Source organism: Bradyrhizobium sp. USDA 4541 (assembly GCF_024171085.1).
In the GTDB taxonomy this organism is placed as follows: Bacteria; Pseudomonadota; Alphaproteobacteria; order Rhizobiales; family Xanthobacteraceae; genus Bradyrhizobium; species Bradyrhizobium australafricanum.
The window spans coordinates 6,580,870-6,596,421 of record NZ_JALJZF010000001.1 but is presented as its reverse complement, the minus strand read 5'-3'; the positions used below and the strand labels follow the sequence as shown (position 1 = coordinate 6,596,421).

General features: G+C 64.9%; 18 protein-coding genes. 8 read left to right on the top strand and 10 right to left on the bottom strand.

The annotated features are described in order from the left end of the window. The first annotated feature begins 17 nt into the window (after window positions 1–17). Both J2R80_RS31505 and J2R80_RS31500 read left to right on the top strand, forming a co-directional pair. A complete protein-coding gene (locus tag J2R80_RS31505) occupies window positions 18–185 on the top strand; it encodes a hypothetical protein (RefSeq protein WP_159109570.1) in 168 nt (55 codons plus the stop codon). Window positions 186–249: 64 nt separating this feature from the next. Beyond that, window positions 250–1,425 carry a serine hydrolase gene (locus J2R80_RS31500; protein WP_253639931.1) on the top strand — a complete coding sequence of 392 codons (1,176 nt, stop codon included), beginning with the start codon at window positions 250–252 and terminating at the stop codon, window positions 1,423–1,425. Window positions 1,426–1,505: 80 nt separating this feature from the next. On the opposite strand, the gene J2R80_RS31495 is transcribed toward J2R80_RS31500, so the two are convergent. Beyond that, window positions 1,506–2,159, bottom strand: a complete 654-nt coding sequence (locus J2R80_RS31495) for a glutathione S-transferase family protein (protein WP_076831775.1) — start codon at window positions 2,157–2,159, stop codon at window positions 1,506–1,508. Between the two features lie 424 nt (window positions 2,160–2,583). On the opposite strand from J2R80_RS31495, the gene J2R80_RS31490 reads away from it, so the two are divergent. The 5 genes from J2R80_RS31490 to J2R80_RS31470 all read left to right on the top strand — a co-directional run bounded on the left by J2R80_RS31490 (window position 2,584) and on the right by J2R80_RS31470 (window position 7,535). Further along, window positions 2,584–3,120 carry a helix-turn-helix transcriptional regulator gene (locus J2R80_RS31490; RefSeq protein ID WP_076831778.1) on the top strand — a complete coding sequence of 179 codons (537 nt, stop codon included), beginning with the start codon at window positions 2,584–2,586 and terminating at the stop codon, window positions 3,118–3,120. A gap of 175 nt (window positions 3,121–3,295) precedes the next feature. After that, the gene (locus J2R80_RS31485) at window positions 3,296–4,324 is read left to right on the top strand and encodes an adenosine deaminase (protein WP_141342115.1); all 1,029 of its coding nucleotides are present in this window, start codon (window positions 3,296–3,298) and stop codon (window positions 4,322–4,324) included. A 47-nt stretch (window positions 4,325–4,371) separates the two neighbouring features. Continuing rightward, entirely contained in the window at window positions 4,372–5,496 is a 1,125-nt protein-coding gene (locus J2R80_RS31480) for an MFS transporter (RefSeq protein WP_244558933.1), read from the top strand. A gap of 114 nt (window positions 5,497–5,610) precedes the next feature. Further along, entirely contained in the window at window positions 5,611–6,084 is a 474-nt protein-coding gene (locus tag J2R80_RS31475; RefSeq protein ID WP_057019799.1) for a VOC family protein, read from the top strand. 188 nt (window positions 6,085–6,272) lie between these two features. After that, entirely contained in the window at window positions 6,273–7,535 is a 1,263-nt protein-coding gene (locus tag J2R80_RS31470) for a serine hydrolase (protein ID WP_253639930.1), read from the top strand. Window positions 7,536–7,660: 125 nt separating this feature from the next. On the opposite strand, the gene J2R80_RS31465 is transcribed toward J2R80_RS31470, so the two are convergent. The 8 genes from J2R80_RS31465 to J2R80_RS31430 all read right to left on the bottom strand — a co-directional run bounded on the left by J2R80_RS31465 (window position 7,661) and on the right by J2R80_RS31430 (window position 13,481). Further along, window positions 7,661–8,158, bottom strand: coding sequence for a peptide deformylase (locus J2R80_RS31465; RefSeq protein WP_057020041.1), 498 nt, complete (start codon window positions 8,156–8,158; stop codon window positions 7,661–7,663). Between the two features lie 69 nt (window positions 8,159–8,227). Next, entirely contained in the window at window positions 8,228–9,100 is an 873-nt protein-coding gene (locus J2R80_RS31460; RefSeq protein WP_141342111.1) for a helix-turn-helix domain-containing GNAT family N-acetyltransferase, read from the bottom strand. Between the two features lie 165 nt (window positions 9,101–9,265). Further along, a complete protein-coding gene (locus J2R80_RS31455; RefSeq protein WP_141342109.1) occupies window positions 9,266–9,733 on the bottom strand; it encodes a carboxymuconolactone decarboxylase family protein in 468 nt (155 codons plus the stop codon). A 91-nt stretch (window positions 9,734–9,824) separates the two neighbouring features. After that, window positions 9,825–10,271: a hypothetical protein gene (locus tag J2R80_RS31450; RefSeq protein WP_141342101.1), complete on the bottom strand. Its 447-nt coding sequence runs from the start codon at window positions 10,269–10,271 to the stop codon at window positions 9,825–9,827. Then, on the bottom strand, window positions 10,234–11,310 hold the full coding sequence (locus J2R80_RS31445; protein ID WP_253639929.1) for a hypothetical protein: 1,077 nt from the start codon (window positions 11,308–11,310) through the stop codon (window positions 10,234–10,236). The genes J2R80_RS31450 and J2R80_RS31445 overlap by 38 nt, the downstream gene beginning before the upstream one ends. A 348-nt stretch (window positions 11,311–11,658) precedes the next feature. Then, on the bottom strand, window positions 11,659–11,916 hold the full coding sequence (locus J2R80_RS31440) for a hypothetical protein (protein ID WP_253639928.1): 258 nt from the start codon (window positions 11,914–11,916) through the stop codon (window positions 11,659–11,661). 162 nt (window positions 11,917–12,078) lie between these two features. Then, the gene (locus J2R80_RS31435; RefSeq protein WP_141342091.1) at window positions 12,079–12,939 is read right to left on the bottom strand and encodes a DMT family transporter; all 861 of its coding nucleotides are present in this window, start codon (window positions 12,937–12,939) and stop codon (window positions 12,079–12,081) included. Beyond that, window positions 12,936–13,481: a MarR family winged helix-turn-helix transcriptional regulator gene (locus J2R80_RS31430; RefSeq protein ID WP_246786913.1), complete on the bottom strand. Its 546-nt coding sequence runs from the start codon at window positions 13,479–13,481 to the stop codon at window positions 12,936–12,938. The genes J2R80_RS31435 and J2R80_RS31430 overlap by 4 nt, the downstream gene beginning before the upstream one ends. Before the next feature lie 181 nt (window positions 13,482–13,662). Here J2R80_RS31430 and J2R80_RS31425 point away from each other — a divergent pair, with 181 nt between their 5' ends. Then, on the top strand, window positions 13,663–14,460 hold the full coding sequence (locus J2R80_RS31425; RefSeq protein WP_076831799.1) for a DUF899 domain-containing protein: 798 nt from the start codon (window positions 13,663–13,665) through the stop codon (window positions 14,458–14,460). Window positions 14,461–14,589: 129 nt separating this feature from the next. Here J2R80_RS31425 and J2R80_RS31420 read toward each other — a convergent pair whose 3' ends face one another. Next, window positions 14,590–15,489, bottom strand: a complete 900-nt coding sequence (locus J2R80_RS31420; RefSeq protein ID WP_141342088.1) for a LysR family transcriptional regulator — start codon at window positions 15,487–15,489, stop codon at window positions 14,590–14,592. Between the last annotated feature and the right edge of the window lie 63 nt (window positions 15,490–15,552).

The following is a 15,552-nucleotide window of genomic DNA, read 5'->3' as shown; positions in this document are numbered from 1 at the left end:
ACGCGCGAGGCGGCGGATTGCGCGTCGTTAACCCGCCCTGCGAGGTGCGCCAGACTTTTCGCGACTGCCGGGAAGTCGGCGCAAGCCGGCGTCTGACGATGCTGATTTCCGCGCAAACGTTCCACCGAGCGAACTTGAAACAAATGGTCACGGTGATTTCACTCGCGCTGAACGACGATCTATGAAATGATGCAACCAAAGGTCAACATGGTGCATCTTCACCGGCAGGAGGGCGAAATGAGCGACCAAATGATCGAAGCGACGACAAGTCCGGCACAGATCGTTCAACAGGCGGCCGAAAAATACCTCGGCATCAGCAACGCCCCTGGCTGCTGCATCGCGGTCTACGACGAAAAGTCGTTCGGCACCAAGGGCTACGTCTACCCCAAGGGACTGTCAGGCGTGGCCGGCTCTTCGCCCGCGCCATTCAGTGTCACGACCGACACGGTGTTCGAGATCGGATCGGTGACCAAGGTGTTCACCAGCACATTGTTGGCGGTGGCGGTCAAGGCGGGCGGGCCTTCTCTTGACGACGCCATCGGCCCTTATCTGAACCTCTTCAGCGCGAGCGCGGTGGGAACGCCGGTGCTGGACGCCATCCAGCTCGTGCAATTCGCCATCCATACCTCCGGCATGCCGGAGCAGCCGGGGGACGGCTTGACTGGCTACAGCGAGCAGCTGTTTGCGGACGAGCCGCCCTCCAGTGAACTCATCAACTGGTGGAATCAATATGATACGCCGCCGCAGGGCTGCTGGCAGTATTCCAACATCGGCTTCGTGACCCTGGGCTTTGCGGTCACGCAGATGTTTGCGAAAGACAAGGGCCGTAACTACAACGAAATTTTGGCCGAATACGTCACCGGTCCGCTCGGCATGAAGCAGACCGGAGCCTTCGTCAATTCATCATGGAAGATCGCGCAGGGATGTATCGGGCATTGGAGCAAGAGCTCCGAGCCGCCATATCCGATCGTCTTCGACCGCAACACGCCGACCGGCGGCACGGCCTTTGATCTGAAGACCACCGGCGACGACATGATCAAGTTCCTTGCGGCGCAGATCGCGGCGCCGAAGGGGCCGCTCGGGTCGCAGATCGCACTGACGCAGCAGAACCGGGGGACATTCCCCATCTGCGGGGAGAAGACCAGCGTCACCATGGGCCTCGCCTGGCAGATCACCACGGACACGCAGGGCCATACCGTTTTCACAAAGAACGGCGCGACGAGCAGAGGCGGATTCGAAGCGATCGTGATCGTCGTGCCGGAACTGAAATGCGGTGTCGCGGTGCTGAGCAACCAGTATTTCGATGCGTCGGGCGTGCACCCCGCGGGGATCGCACCCGGCCGCACCGCACTGGAGATTATCTCGCAACTTCATCCAGGATTCGAACTGACCGAACCGCTGCCAGAACACGATCCATTCGACTAGCAAACCTGGCCCGGACGAGTGCAGCGATGTCCGGGGGCTTTGCCGTCCGCGCAAGGGCGCTGTCCCTGTTGTCGCCAACCTCAGCCGGTCGGTCGCTTACCCGTGTTGACCGCCAGCTGAGCCTCGAAAGCGCGCTGGTAAGCCGGCCGCGCTTCGCCGCGGGCGACATAGGCGGACAGGCCCGGATATTCTTCGAGAATGCCCGATGCTCTCAGCCTGAGCAGCACCGACACCATCATCAGGTCGCCCGCGCTGAACGCGCCGTCGAGCCAGTCGGCCTTGCCGAGGCGGGTGGAGAGTTGCTTCAGCCGGTCGCGGATGCGATCCATGACCAGCGGCAGGCGCTCTTTGGTCCAGGGCTTGTCGCTCTCCAGAATCCTGGCGGTCATGAGTTCGAGGATCGGCGGTTCCACCGTGTTGACCGCGGCAAACATCCAGGTGATTGCGTGGGCGCGGGCATTGGCATCGCCGGGCAGCAGGCCCGCATGACGCTCGGCGATATAAAGCACGATCGAGCCTGTCTCGAACAGCGCCAGATCACCTTCCTCATAGGTCGGAATCTGGCCGAAGGGATGCAGCGCCAGATGCGCGGGTTCCTTCATCGCCTGGAACGAAACAAGGCGAACCTCGTAAGGCTGGCCCGCTTCTTCCAGCGCCCAGCGAACGCGCGTATCGCGCGCCAGTCCCTTGCCGCCATCGGGCGACCGTTCGAAGGCGGTGATGATGGGCGTCATCGTTTCTCTCCATGTCCTTTGCGTCCCGAGGACGAGCGGGCGGCGCGCGCCCCGACAGCCGATTCCGGAATAATTTGGCCAAGCGTAGCCCGGATGTAGCGCAGCGAGATCCGGGGCCGGTCCTGCCAAAGGCGAGAACCCCGGATTTCGCTGCTCAATGGCAGTCATCGCCGCGATAGCGGCCGAATTGGCCGATCCGGACAGGCTTTGCGATCGTGATGGCGGTGTGCGGTTTCCCCAACCACCCTATGCGAAAAAAGAAAGGCTGCCGTGGCCGGGCTCGTGACATGCCAGTGGTTCGACCAGCGCCAGGCGCGCACGGCTGCGGAGTTTGCGCCGCAGCCGTTCCTGGTAGCGGTGTCCGCGGGGTATATCTTCGCTGACCTAGCGCCACGAGATGCAGAACAAAGTTGGGTGAATGTTGATGGGTGATCAAGGCCGCGGATTGCGACGAATGCGATTGCTTCGTCAGATGAAGCAAAGCTACCTCGCTGAATTGATGGGTGTGGATCAGGCGACCGTGTCGCGCTGGGAGCGCGGCATTCTCGATCTGTCGGAAACCCAGTGGATCTCAGCGCGCCGATTGCTCATGGGTCCGTTCGAGCCGGCCCAAGATGCCGCTCTGAAGCGTCTCGTCGAATCCTCGACGCGCAAGGTCCATCTGGTGTGCGACCTGACGCATCGGCTGCTTGCCGCGTCGGCGCCCAGGCAGGCCGAATGGCGAACCGGCTTATCCGAGTTCCTGGGCAAATCGCTACGTGTCTATGCCTCTCCGGAAATCCTCGCGGCTGACATCGCCCTCAATGATCTCGGCTGGTATGACGGGCAGCTCAGCTCGCTCGAGGTCAATACGGGTCCGAACTCCGATGCGGATCTCGTGATCCTTCCGGGACGCATGCTGTGGGAGCGCATCATGCTCGCCGACGGTGCCCCCGCGCGGCTGGTCACCACCATTGCCTAATGCGCGGGGAGGCTGCCTCAGCCGGATAACGCCCGCATATTTTATGCGTGGCGACCTTTCGACAAAGGCTGCTAGGTCGGGCTCGTACGGCGGACGAGCTTCGGCACGCGCATCCGGTTGGACGCGCGGGAAAAAGCTCTGAAGCGGAACACGCCGAGGCCAGAGATCGCGTTCAATGAATTCCGTTCCCTTGTTTGACATCAAGGCCGTTCCGAAGGCCGAGCTTCACGTGCATGTCGAGGGAACGCTGGAGCCGGGCATGCTGCTCGATTTTGCCCGCCGGAACGACGTGGCGATCCGGTACCGCTCGATGACCGATATCCTCTCGGCGTATCGCTTCTCCGATCTCCAGTCATTTTTGGAGATCTGCTGGGCCGGTCTGACCGTGCTTCGGACGGAGCGCGACTTCTATGAGCTGGCACGCGCGTACCTGACCCGCGCGCGGGAAGACAACGTCGTTCATGCGGAAATCTACGTCACCCCTGCCGACCATACCGAGCGCGGCGTGCCGTTCGATGCTGTCATGGACGGCATCAGCGCCGCTTATGCAGACGCGCGGTTACAACGCGATATCACTGAAGGCATGATCCTGTGCGTTCGCCGGCATAAGCCTGTTGAAGAGGCCTTCGCCGCCATCGAGGCAGCGCGCCGCTGGCGCGACGGCGTGCTGGCCCTCGGACTTGGTGGACCGGAAAAAGGCTACCCGCCCGGACCCTTCGACCAGGTCTTCGCCCGCGCCCGCGCGCTTGGCTGGAAGACGACCGCGCATGCCGGTGAGGAAGGGCCGCCCAACTACGTGGCCGAAGCGATCGACAGGCTGCGCGTCGACCGCATCGATCACGGCGTCCAATGCGAGGCAGATCCGGCACTGATGCGGCGCCTTGCCGACGAGGGGACGCCGCTCACGGTATGCCCGCTGTCGAATGTAGCGCTGCGGATCTTCCCCGATCTCCAACGTCACAATCTGCGCCGGCTGCTCCACGCCGGCCTCTGCATCACGGTCAACTCCGACGACCCCGCGTATTTCGGAGGTCACGTCAACGAGAACTTCGTCCGTGCGGCAGCGGCGTTGGGCCTGACTGCCGAGGAGCAATTGAGCCTCGCCGACAACAGCCTCAAGGCTGCGTTCGTGGATGAAAGGCGACGTCAGGACTATCGGCGCGTCATCAGGGACATCAGGCCGCCACACCGGTCACCTGCATGACGACTGACACTTCCAGTCCCGGGCTCCGCGTCTGGCTCGCCGTCATCGTGCTCGGCGTTGCTTCGTTCACGATGGTCACGAGCGAGTTCGCGCCGGTCGGGCTGTTGTCCCAAATCGCCCTCGATCTTGGTCGAGACCAGGCCGCGGTCGGGCTCACGGTCACGCTCTATGCCTGGATCGGCGCTGCAAGCGGCCTGTTGTCCGCCGTTCTGCTGCAACGTTTTCCCCGCAAACCGCTGCTCGTTGTTCTGATGCTGGTGAAGTCTGCGACCAATCTTGCGGCAATGCTCTCCGACGGTTTCACGGGGTTGCTGCTGGCGCGGGCGGTCGGTGCTGTCGTTCACGGCTTCTTCTGGGCGATGGCGGCCGCGATCGCAACGCAGATCGCGCCGTCTCATCGCATGGGTGTTGCGACAGCGATCGTGTTCGGCGGAATCTCGATGGCAACCGTCATCGGCGTGCCGCTCGTCAACCTCATCGGACAGAACAACGGATGGCGCGCGGCTTTCGGCGTGATCGGCGGGGTCGGGTTGTGCACGTCCGCCCTGATGGTCGGCGTTCTTCCGCGGCTCCGGGCCGGATCGCCGGCGGGATGGCAAGCGCTGGCAGCGGTGGTGCGCCGACAGGACCTGCGGAGAATCTATTCCGTAACGGCGTTCATGGCGGCAGCGAATTTCGCAGCCTATACGTTCATCGAACCCTTCCTCGGCGAGATCGCGGATGTGCCGCCCTTCATGATCGGTGTGATGCTGTTCGGCTTTGGCGGAGCAGGATTTGTCGGCAACATCCTGACCGGCGTTCTGATCGATCGCTTCATGACATCTGTCATCACGTGGGGACTGCTGGCCCTCGCGGGCGCGCTTGTCGGGCTTGGATGGTTTGGCCCGCAACTGGGGGCCGGCGCGGTTGTTACCTTGCTCATCGTCTGGGGCGCCGCCGTCGCGGCGCTGTTCGCGGGCCTCCAGACTTGGATCTTACGCGCGGCCGGTTCCATGGCGATGTCCGCGGCCGCGGTCCACTCCGCGGTCATCAATTCGGCGATCGGCGTCGGAGCCATTCTTGGTGCCCGGATGCTGAATCTCTCGGATCTATCCGGAGTGATGCTGATGGCGGGAGTGATCGTCATCGTGCCGCTGTTGATCATGCGCGTGAGCCGAAGTGGCGAAACATGATCCGCGATGGCGAAACACGTTGTGGAACGAAAGCCTGCGCCGCGTCGAACCAGGACCATAATCACGGATTATTCCCTCTCCATTCTGCTCGACGATCCCTGGAAGGAGACTGCCATGACCGATCTCGTCACATGCCTCTGGTTCGATCAGGGCCGGGCGCGCGAAGCGGCGGAGTTTTATGCCGCGACGTTTCCCGACAGCCATGTCGGCGCGGGCCATCAATCTCCGATACCGGGCATCGGGCAGGGCGAGGAACTGACGGTCGAGTTCACCGTGCTCGGCCGGCGTTTCGTGGGGTTAAACGGAGGCTCCAACTACACGCCGAACGAGGCGGTCAGTTTCATGGTGCTCACCGACAGCCAGGAGGAGACCGACCGCTACTGGAATGCGGTCACTTCCAACGGCGGCAAGGAATTGCCGTGCGGCTGGTGCCGGGATCGCTGGGGCTTTGCCTGGCAGATCACGCCGCGGCGGCTGCTCGAGCTCGTCAACAGCGCCGACCGCGCCGCCGGCAAGCGCGCGATGGAGGCGATGATGACGATGAAGAACATCGACATCGCCGCGATCGAGCGCGCGGCGGCGGGGTAATCCGCGTGGTGGAATGATTTGGCCCGGGCTCGATAGTCAGGTGTCCGATCGAGCTGGCGTGTGCGGCACGCGGCCATTCGCGTTGCGGCGTGCGCTCGCCGCGACGATCACCCCGGCGCAAACGCGGGATGTGCCTGGTGCTGTCGCGTGATACGAAATTCGCATTCGCAGCTCTGGAGCCAGCCCTGATGTCCGTCGCAGCCGCCGCCAATCAACAGCAAAATCTCACCGCCGCCGAATCCGATCCGCAGACGCTTGGCTGGATGCAGGGCTTTCCGCCGCCGCAGGACAGGACCATCACCTTCCAGAACGGCTCGTTCCGCAGCTTCCCCGAATTGCGCTGGGCCTGGAGCAACATCCGCCAACTGGTGCCGACCGTGAATGTCTGGCGCGGGGCAGGGCCGGCGTCGGTGCTGCCGCGCGCAGACCATGATATCGGCGCGTCGGCATCGGTGACGATGGACGGTCGCCCGATGACCTTCGCGCGCATGCTAGAGGAAACCTATGCCGACGGCATCGCCGTGCTGCACCGGGGCAAGCTGATCTACGAGCGCTATTTCGGCGCCCTGAGGCCGCACAAGCCGCACATCGCGATGTCGGTGACCAAATCGTTCACCGGCACGCTTGCCGGTATCCTGATCGCCGAGGGCAAGATCGATCCGCAGGCGCCGATCACCGATTACGTGCCGGAGCTGAAGGCAAGCGCGTTCGGCGATGCCCGCGTGCACGAGGCGATGGATATGACCACCGGCCTCAAATACACCGAGGTCTATACCGACAAGAATTCCGACGTGTGGGGGCTGCGGCGCGCCAACGGCATGGCGCCGATCGAGCCGGGCTATGAGGGCGCGACCAATATCTTCGATTTCCTCTGCGCGCAGCAGAAGCAGGGCGAGCACGGCAAGGCGTTCGCCTACAAGACCGTCAACACCGACGTGCTGGCCTGGATCTGCCGCCGTGCTAGCGGCATGACGCTGTCCGACCTGCTCTCCGAGCGGATCTGGGCGCCGATGGGCGCCGAGGAGGATGCGCATTATCACGTCGACCGCATCGGCACCGAAAGCGGCGGCGGCGGATTGTCGACGACGCTGCGCGATCTTGCCCGGTTCGGCGAGACGATCCGCAACCACGGCCGCTTCAACGGCCGCCAGATCGTACCGTCTCAAGTGGTCGAGGACATCGCGCGCGGCGGCGATCCCGAGAAATTCAAGCCTGCCGGCTACACAACACTGCCAGGGGCGTCCTACCGCAATCAATGGTGGGTGACGCACAATGCGCACGGCGCCTTCATGGCGCGCGGCGTTTATGGCCAGGGTCTCTATATCGATCCGAAGGCCGAGATAGTGATCGCGCGCTACGCCTCGCACCCGGCCGCCGGCAACGCCGCCAACGACCCTGTGACGCTGCCGGCTTACATGGCGCTGGCCAAGGATTTGATGGCGGGAGGGTAGGACGAAGGCAGGTTGGTTCGCTCGCGCAAGACGCGTAGCCCGGATGAGCGCAGCGATATCCGGGGCCTTTCCGTCTGCTGATCGCGGCTTGTCCCGCATGTCGCTTCGCTCATGCGCGGCTACGATCACGTCCGCGAGATTTTGTCGAAGCGCTTGATCAGGCGCTCCCGCTTGATGCGGGACAGCCGCCTGATCCAGAACACGCCGTCGAGCTGATCGATCTCGTGCTGATGGCACACGGCGCGCAGGCCGTCGGACTCTTCGGTCTGCATGTTTCCGTCGAGATCCTGATAGCGGATGCGGACGCGGGCGTGACGCTCGACCTCGTCGTTGACCCCGGGCATCGAGACGCTGCCTTCCTTGTGCAGGATTATCTCGGGCGAGGTCCGGATGATCTCCGGATTGACATAGGTCCGCGCGCCCTCGCTGGCATCGAACTCGAGCACCACGACGCGCAGGGATACGCCGATATGCGGCGCGGTGATGCCGATGCCGGGCGCCGCGCGCATGGTCTCGAGCAGGTCCTGCGCCAGTTCGCGCAGCGCCTCGTCGAACATGGTCACCGGCTCGGCCGGCAGTGCAAGGCGCGGATCGGGATAGCGCACGATGGGGCGAATGGTCATGCCCGTGTCTTAGGCCAGTGCATCGCGCCGGACAACATGCTGATCCCGGGCACCGCGTGCGCGCGCCGTTCAGAGATGCTTTTCGAAGAACAGATCGGGGTAGGGGTCGTCGTTGAAGCGCGGGATCTCGGTCCAGCCCGTCCTGCGATAGAGCTGGCCGGCTTCCGGCAGCGCGCTGTTGGTGTCGAGCCGCAACACCGCGATGCCGAGCTCGCGTGCGGCCTGCTCGGCTGCGTCCATCAGGCGGCGGCCAAGGCCGAGGCTGCGCGCGCCAGGTGCGACCCAGAGCCGCTTGATCTCGGCGAACTCGCCGCCGCTGCCCTTCAGCCCGACGCAGCCGATCGGCAGGCCGTCCGACATCGCCACGATGAAGCTGCCGCGCGGCCGCACCATATCCTTGGCCTCAGGGTCGCGTGACAGCTTGACGTCAAAGCCTTTCTCGAATCGCCGCGCCAGTTCGGCGTAATATTCGCCGAGGCAGTAGCGCGCCTCGTCGCTGCGCGGATCCATCTCATCGAGGGCGGTGCCGTCGCGGCCGAGCGCCGATGCGATCAGGTCCATCGCCGCCAGCAGCGCCTCGCGTTGGCTGTGGTGGGTGAGAAAGTCCTTGGCCTGCCGGTTGGAGATCGCCTCATAGGCGTTGAACTCGCGCCTACCCGCCGCCGTCAGCCGTGCGATGCGGCGGCGCGCATCGTCGCCATGCGCCGTGGTCTCGATCAGGCCTTCGTCCTCGAGGCTGCGCAGCAGGCGGCTCATCAGGCCGGAATCGAGCCCGAGATAATCCCTGATCTCGCCGACATCGGCGCGGCCGTGTCCGATCGCGTTCAGCACGCGCGCCGCGCCGAGCGGCCGGCCGCGCCCGAGGAACGAGGTGTCGAGCGCGCCGACGGCGGAGGTCACGGCACGGTTGAAGCGACGGACGCGGGACACGGGGTCGAGCATATATCTGACTTTAGTCAGATATCGTCGCCGCGTCAATCGGCCGGCGATCCAGACCGAACGGAGCCCTGCCGCCTAGTGCAGAGGCCATGCGATAGGCGACGCGCATCAGCCTGGGACGCAGCGGCGCGAAGTCAGCCGCTGCGTCGTCTCGTGCCGTTTCCGCGGTCACGCCGCGGCCATCCTGGCCTTGATCACGTGCGGATCGACGAAGCCGCCAAAGCCGACCGCGATCCGGTTCCAGCCGTTGATGATGTTGATCAGCAAGGTCACCTTGACCTGCTCCTCCGGCGTGAAATGCGCCTTCAGCGCCTCGTAGGCCGCGACATGGGTGTGCTGCTCGCAGATCCGAGTCAGGGCCTCGGTCCAGCCGAGCGCGGCGCGCTCGCGATCGGTGTAGCAGGGCGCTTCGCGCCAGGCCGACAGCAGGTAGATGCGCAGCTCGGTCTCACCCTCATCGCGGGCGAATGTCGTGTGCAAATTGATGCAATTGGCGCAGCCGTTGATCTCCGAGGCGCGAATCTTCACGAGCTCGGCGAGCTTCGGCTCGAGGCTGGAGGAGATCGCGACCGACGCGTCGAACCAGATCTTCATGATCTTGGGGGCGGCGGCGAGCGGATCAAGTCTGACAGTCATGGTCGGTTTCCCTGGGTTGGTTGACGACATCATGACGAACGAGGAACGGCGAATGTGACATGCCGGCGTGATATTTTCATCTGCCGCGGCGCTATTGGGGCGCGAGATCGCTCGCCGCTTGGCGGAGTTCTTGCAGCAGCTCTGTTTCCCATCGCGAAGGATCCGTCAGGAACCGCGCGAGATTGTCGAAACAATAATACCCGAACTCCGACTTCGATCGCGCGGCGAAGGTCGCGGCTGCGCGCGCCAGCAATCGCGCCGCGTACTGCTGCGCCGTCATCAGGCTCGCCGCATGCTCGGCCATCTTCGCCATTCGCCAGAGCGCGGCGTGATCGATGGCATTGCCGAGGTCGCCGAAATAGAATTGCTCCGCGAGCTCCAGGCGAGGACTCGCGTCGCCTGCGTTCTCCAGCATCAACGGAGCGATCTTCTCGAAAAAGAAGTTCTCGTGATCGGTATCGACCAGCCCGTAGTAGCGCAGCAGGACATCGTTGCTCGTTTTATCCAGGCGCGCGAGGCACCAGGCGGCGTAGCCCAACAGCGCGGTCGGAATCTCGTCTCCGTAAGGATCGTACCAGGCGTTGGCATGCGGTCCGATGTGCGTGCACGCCGCGTCGATCAGCCCGCGGATCGCAGGTGCGGCGCCGGGGCAGTGCTTCGCAACATGCGAGAAGAACTTCTTCTCGTTGAGCCGCTTGCCGTCGCAACGGAACCCCTGCCTGCAGGTGGTTGTCGTAGGGACGCTCGTTGATATCGGGACCGATCTGCGCCGTGAGCGCATCGATGGCTGCGACACAATCGGGCTCGCTCATCGAGGCGAGATCGACGGTGTAGGTGCTGAACCGCCTGGCGAGCGTCTCGGCCTTCTTGGCGAGCGCGGCATCCTTGTCCTCTTCTTGCGGCTCGGGTGGCGCGGGCCTGAAATGATCCTCGGTTACGGGCACCGCCCGGACGCGGTGCACCGGATCGCCTGGCGCGCCGGAGACCGTCACCATCCCCTCCGTGAACCGCATATCGAGGCGACGGTCGGGCAGGGGCGTCGCCTTCGACCAGCCGCGGGCGCGTGCCAGCCAGGGACGGTCGTCCATCCCGAACCGCTCCAGCATGATCTTGGGCGAAACCGTCCCGTCCACACCGACGCAGGCGACGAAGTCATGCCGCTTCAACCAGAAAGCCTGGCTATCGCCTTGCCAGCCGATCACGTCGCGCTCGGAGAGTTCGAAGTCGCGGAGATTGCTGCTGACATTGGCGTAGTGGCTATTCGGATCCGGCCACAGATCGGGATGCGATTTCGCGTTGATCTGGTTGGTCGTCAGCGTGGCCTCGCGATCGAGTAACTGCGACACCTTGCGGTAGATCTCGCCTCGCCGAGGCGGCAATCCCTGCTTCCGTCTGTCGAGGTCGAGCTGGGCCGGGTCGGGCAACCCTTCCGCCTGCATCCACATCGGCGCGACGGAGTGCAGCCGCCGGAGCGGAAACGCCTGCCAGATCTCGACGGCAAAGCTGAAATACTCCCGCTGCGCCGTGGTGTCTCTGCCCAGCAACCGGGAGACGAGCGAGCTCTCCTCGGTAATCATCGGGAGCCGGGAATTGTCGGCGCGCAGCCAATAGCGGCCGCACGGGCTCGAGCGGATCAGGAACGACCTCGCCCGCGATCCCTCGCAGCTCGACACATCGTGATGCCCGTCTGCGGATCGATGCGCAGCAACAGTGCAACGATTCCGTTGTCGTGCCGGAACGCGGAAACCAGAATCCGGCCAGCCTGGTCCAGAACCGGCGGGCACAGCGAGTTGCCGCTCGGCATGTCCAGAACCGAGCGGACGATCGCCCTGCGCTCGAGGTCGATGACATGCAGGTCAGTCGCGTTCGCGGCGTGATAAAGAGATAGATGAACCGGCCATCCTTGCTCTGGAGAAATCCGTAACTCAGATAACCGTCGCGCGCGTCCTTTCCGTCGTGGCCGCGCGCCCAGGGCGTTTGCAGCCGATCGACGAGTTGGCGACGCGCGAGATCATAGAAGATCCCGCGTCGGTGTTGAAGAACCAGGCGATGCCATCCAGCAGCAGCCCGGCATTCCGCGCGGGCCGCTGGCCGAGGGCAGGACGCATGATCCAGTCATCCTGGCCGTCGGCCTGGATTGCGAAGTACTCGGTGTTGCCGATTTTGCGGATGGAATTCACCATCGGGTAACCCTGCGAAGCCGCCTCGTCGTCCCGGGTTGCTTCTTTATATGCGAGCCGGACAACGTCCGATTAATGCGATCGGGAAATAAGAGGTTGACCGGCCGGCGATCGCCGGCGCGGGACAACTTGCCGCATGCCTCTTGCTGTGCGCCGACGAGCCGGTCAATCGCGCGCCAGCACCAGGACGTTGCCGGCGAGGATCGCGACGGCGCCGGCGAGCACCGGCCAACCCAGCGCGAGGTGTTCGAACAGCGCCGACAGCACGAGCGCGACGAGCGGCACCAGCGCAAGCGTATAGGCCGCGCGGCCAGGACCGAGCCGACGCACCAGCTCGAAATAGAGCATGAAGGTGATGCAGGACGCGGCAATCGCAAGATAGAGGAAGCTCGTCACGTAGGAGGGCGAGATGTCGGCCGCAAACGGCGTGCCCGTCGCGGCGGCCCACAGCGCGCTCGCTGTCGCGCCGACGAACGCGCCCCAGCCGAGCACGGAGACGACAGGCAGTCCGGCGCGCTGGTTGCGCGCACCGACCGTTGTCCCGGCGCCGGTTGCGATGGCCGCAGTGAGCGCCCAGGCGAATCCCGCAAGCGGCGCGGCGCCATGCGCGGCGACGCCGGGCAGGAAGATGATCGCCAGTCCAAGAACGCCGCACAGCGCGCCCCACACGAATCCGGAAGAGATCGGCACACCGAGCACGGCACGCGCGATCACGGCCGCGAACAGCGACGATGTCGACAGCACGAGCGCGGCAAGCCCGCTCGGCATGCGTGCGGATGCCTCATAGAAGGCGATGAAGGCAATGGCGAAGAACAGCAGGCCCTGCAACGCGACCGCCGGACGGTCCTTGCGCGGGATCGAGAGCGTCACGCCGCGCATCCGGCCGTAGCCGAGCAGGATGACGCCCGCGAGCACCATGCGCAGCGCGACCGACCACGGCGCGGGCGTCACGCCGGCCTGCATCGCCGTTGCCAGCGCGCCGCCGCCCCAGAGCAGCGCGGTCACTGCGAACAGCAGGGCCGTCATGGCGCGCCGGCGTCATCGCGCAGTGCGCGCCAGCCGTCGGCGTCGATCCGCGCGCTTGTTCCCTCAAGCCGGGTGAGGGCGGAATCGAGCGTGGCGCGTTCGCTCTCCGACAGCCGCGCCAGCAGCCGCGCTTCGATCGCGCTGCCGAGTGCGGCGATCCGGTTGAACGCGGCCCGGCCGCTGCGGGTGATGCTGACGGCGGCGAAGCGCCGGTCGGACTTGCCGGAGCGTCGCACCGCGAAGCCGAGCTCTGTGAGCTGGCCAATGCCGCGGCTGACCGCGAACGGATCGAGCGCGCAGGCGCGGCCGATCTCGGAGGCGTTGGCCGCGTCGCGCTCGGCGATAACGGCGAGGATGCGCCAGCCCGCCTGGCTCAATCCGAACGTCTCGCCGTAGAAGCGCTCGAGCGGTCGGGCGACCTGCGCCGCGACCAGGAACAGGCGGTAAGGCAGCCAGGCGCTGAGCTTGAGGCCATCATCGGACGCGGGGGCAGCGGTTTGCTTCATGCCGGCGAGGTTCGCATAGTTAATTGCAAAGTGCATGCATATCACAAATATGATGATGCGGTCTGACCACCTGCGCGAAAAATCCCGACACACTTGTCACTCCCGCTCGCCAACGCTGCCGAGCCAGATTGCGGCATGGCCAATGACGAACGGCCGCCGGCGCTGGAACCGCGCTCGGGGAGCGGAGTTCGTCCAAATCGGAGATGGAGAGACCATCATGAATAAATCAGCTGAAAACGATCGCGGCGGACTGGCGGCGATGCAGACACCACCCGTGGTGTCGCGGGAAGCGTGGGAGGCGGCGCGCCTGGAGATGCTGGTGAAGGAGAAGGCCCAGGTGCGGGCACGCGACGCGCTTGCGGCGGAGCGGCGGCGGATGCCCTGGATGGCGGTCGAGAAGCCATATGTCTTCGAAGGACCGAACGGCAAGGCGAGCCTGCTCGACCTGTTCGAGGGCCGCCGGCAGCTGATCATCTACCGCGCCTTCTTCGAGCCCGGCGTGTTCGGTTGGCCGGACCATGGCTGCCGCGGCTGTTCGCTCGGCGCCGATCAGGTCAGTCACCTCTCCCATCTGAATCAGCGCGACACCACGCTGGCTTACGCCTCGCGCGCGCCGCAGGCGGACATCGCGCGGCTGAAGGCGCGGATGGAGTGGGACATGCCATGGTACACGATCACCGACAGTTTTGACACCGACTTCGGCGTTGCCGAGTGGCACGGCCACAACGTCTTCATCCGCGACGGCGAGCGGATCTTCCGCACCTATTTCGTCAACAGCCGCGGCGACGAGGCGATGGGTACGGTGTGGAGCTATCTCGACATCACGCCGCTCGGCCGCCAGGAACTCTGGGAGGACTCGCCGAAGGGTTATCCGCAGGGCCCGACCTACAAATGGTGGAACTGGCACGACAATTACGAAGCCGAGGCCACGCCGAACGCAAAATGGGCGGCGGTGACCGATGCCGGCGAGGCCGCGTTCCGCAAGATCGCGGAGCAGGAGCGCAAGGCGACGTAAGGGGTAGAACGGGGAGAACGCGCGGCGTGCTTCCGAGGGCTTCGGTTTTGATTGGATCAGAACCGAAGCTCCCGCTTCTTGTCTTGCCTGCTTTCTTGACGCGGACCGGCGTCCGCCTCGCTCGACGCTCTAGCGGCCATTGTCCTTGGCCGAGAGTGCCTTCAGCGCTGACAAGGTCTGCCGCAGCCCGCGATCGAGGCGCTTGTCGCGGCGGATCACCACCGCGAGCCGGCGGTAGAGCTTTGGTGACAGCGACCGGACGACCAGGTCGCGCTGCTTGGTCCTGGCGGGGACGGCCATGCCGGGCAGCACCGCACAGCCCAGCCCGGCGCGCACCATCTCCTTGATCGCCTCGACGCTGCCGAGCGACATCAACGGCTTCAAGGACACGCCGCCGCGGGCCAGCCATTCGTCCGCGGTGCGCCTGGTGTTGCCGCCCGGCTCGAACAGCAGCACCGGCCTGGTCGCAAGCACCTCCGGCGTGATCCGCGCCGGCAGTGGCATGTCGCGGGGCGCGATCAGCACGAACTCGTCGTTCACGACCGGCGTGATCTCGAAGCTGCGCCCCGACACCGGCAGCGTGACAAGCGCGATGTCGATGGTGTTGTCCTCGACCGCCCGGGCGATCTCCGCGGTGTTGCCGGTCGTGACGGTGATCTCCAGCGAGGGCAGCGCGGCGCGCAGCTCCTTCAGGATCGGCGGCAGCAGGAAGATGCAGGCGGTCGCACCGGTGCCGAGCCGCACGCGGCCTGCCGTTCCGGTCGTTTGCTGTGCAACGGCGTCGACCGCCGACGCCACCGCCGCATTGATCTGATGCGCATGGGAGAGCAGCGCGACGCCGGCGGCGGTCGGTCTGGCCTTGCGTCCGACCCGCTCGATCAACGTCGCATTCAGGCTGCGCTCGAGCTGGCGCACCTGCAGGCTCACCGCGGGCTGCGTGAGTTGCAGCCGCTCGGCTGCCGCCGAGAAGCTGCCGCAGTCGATCACGACTGCGAAGCTTTCGAGATAATCGAGGTTGAGGTTTTTCATCAAAGTATCTCTTATGCCGTGCATAAGCTGTCAAAGCTTCACTTATATAACGCCGAGGCGCAT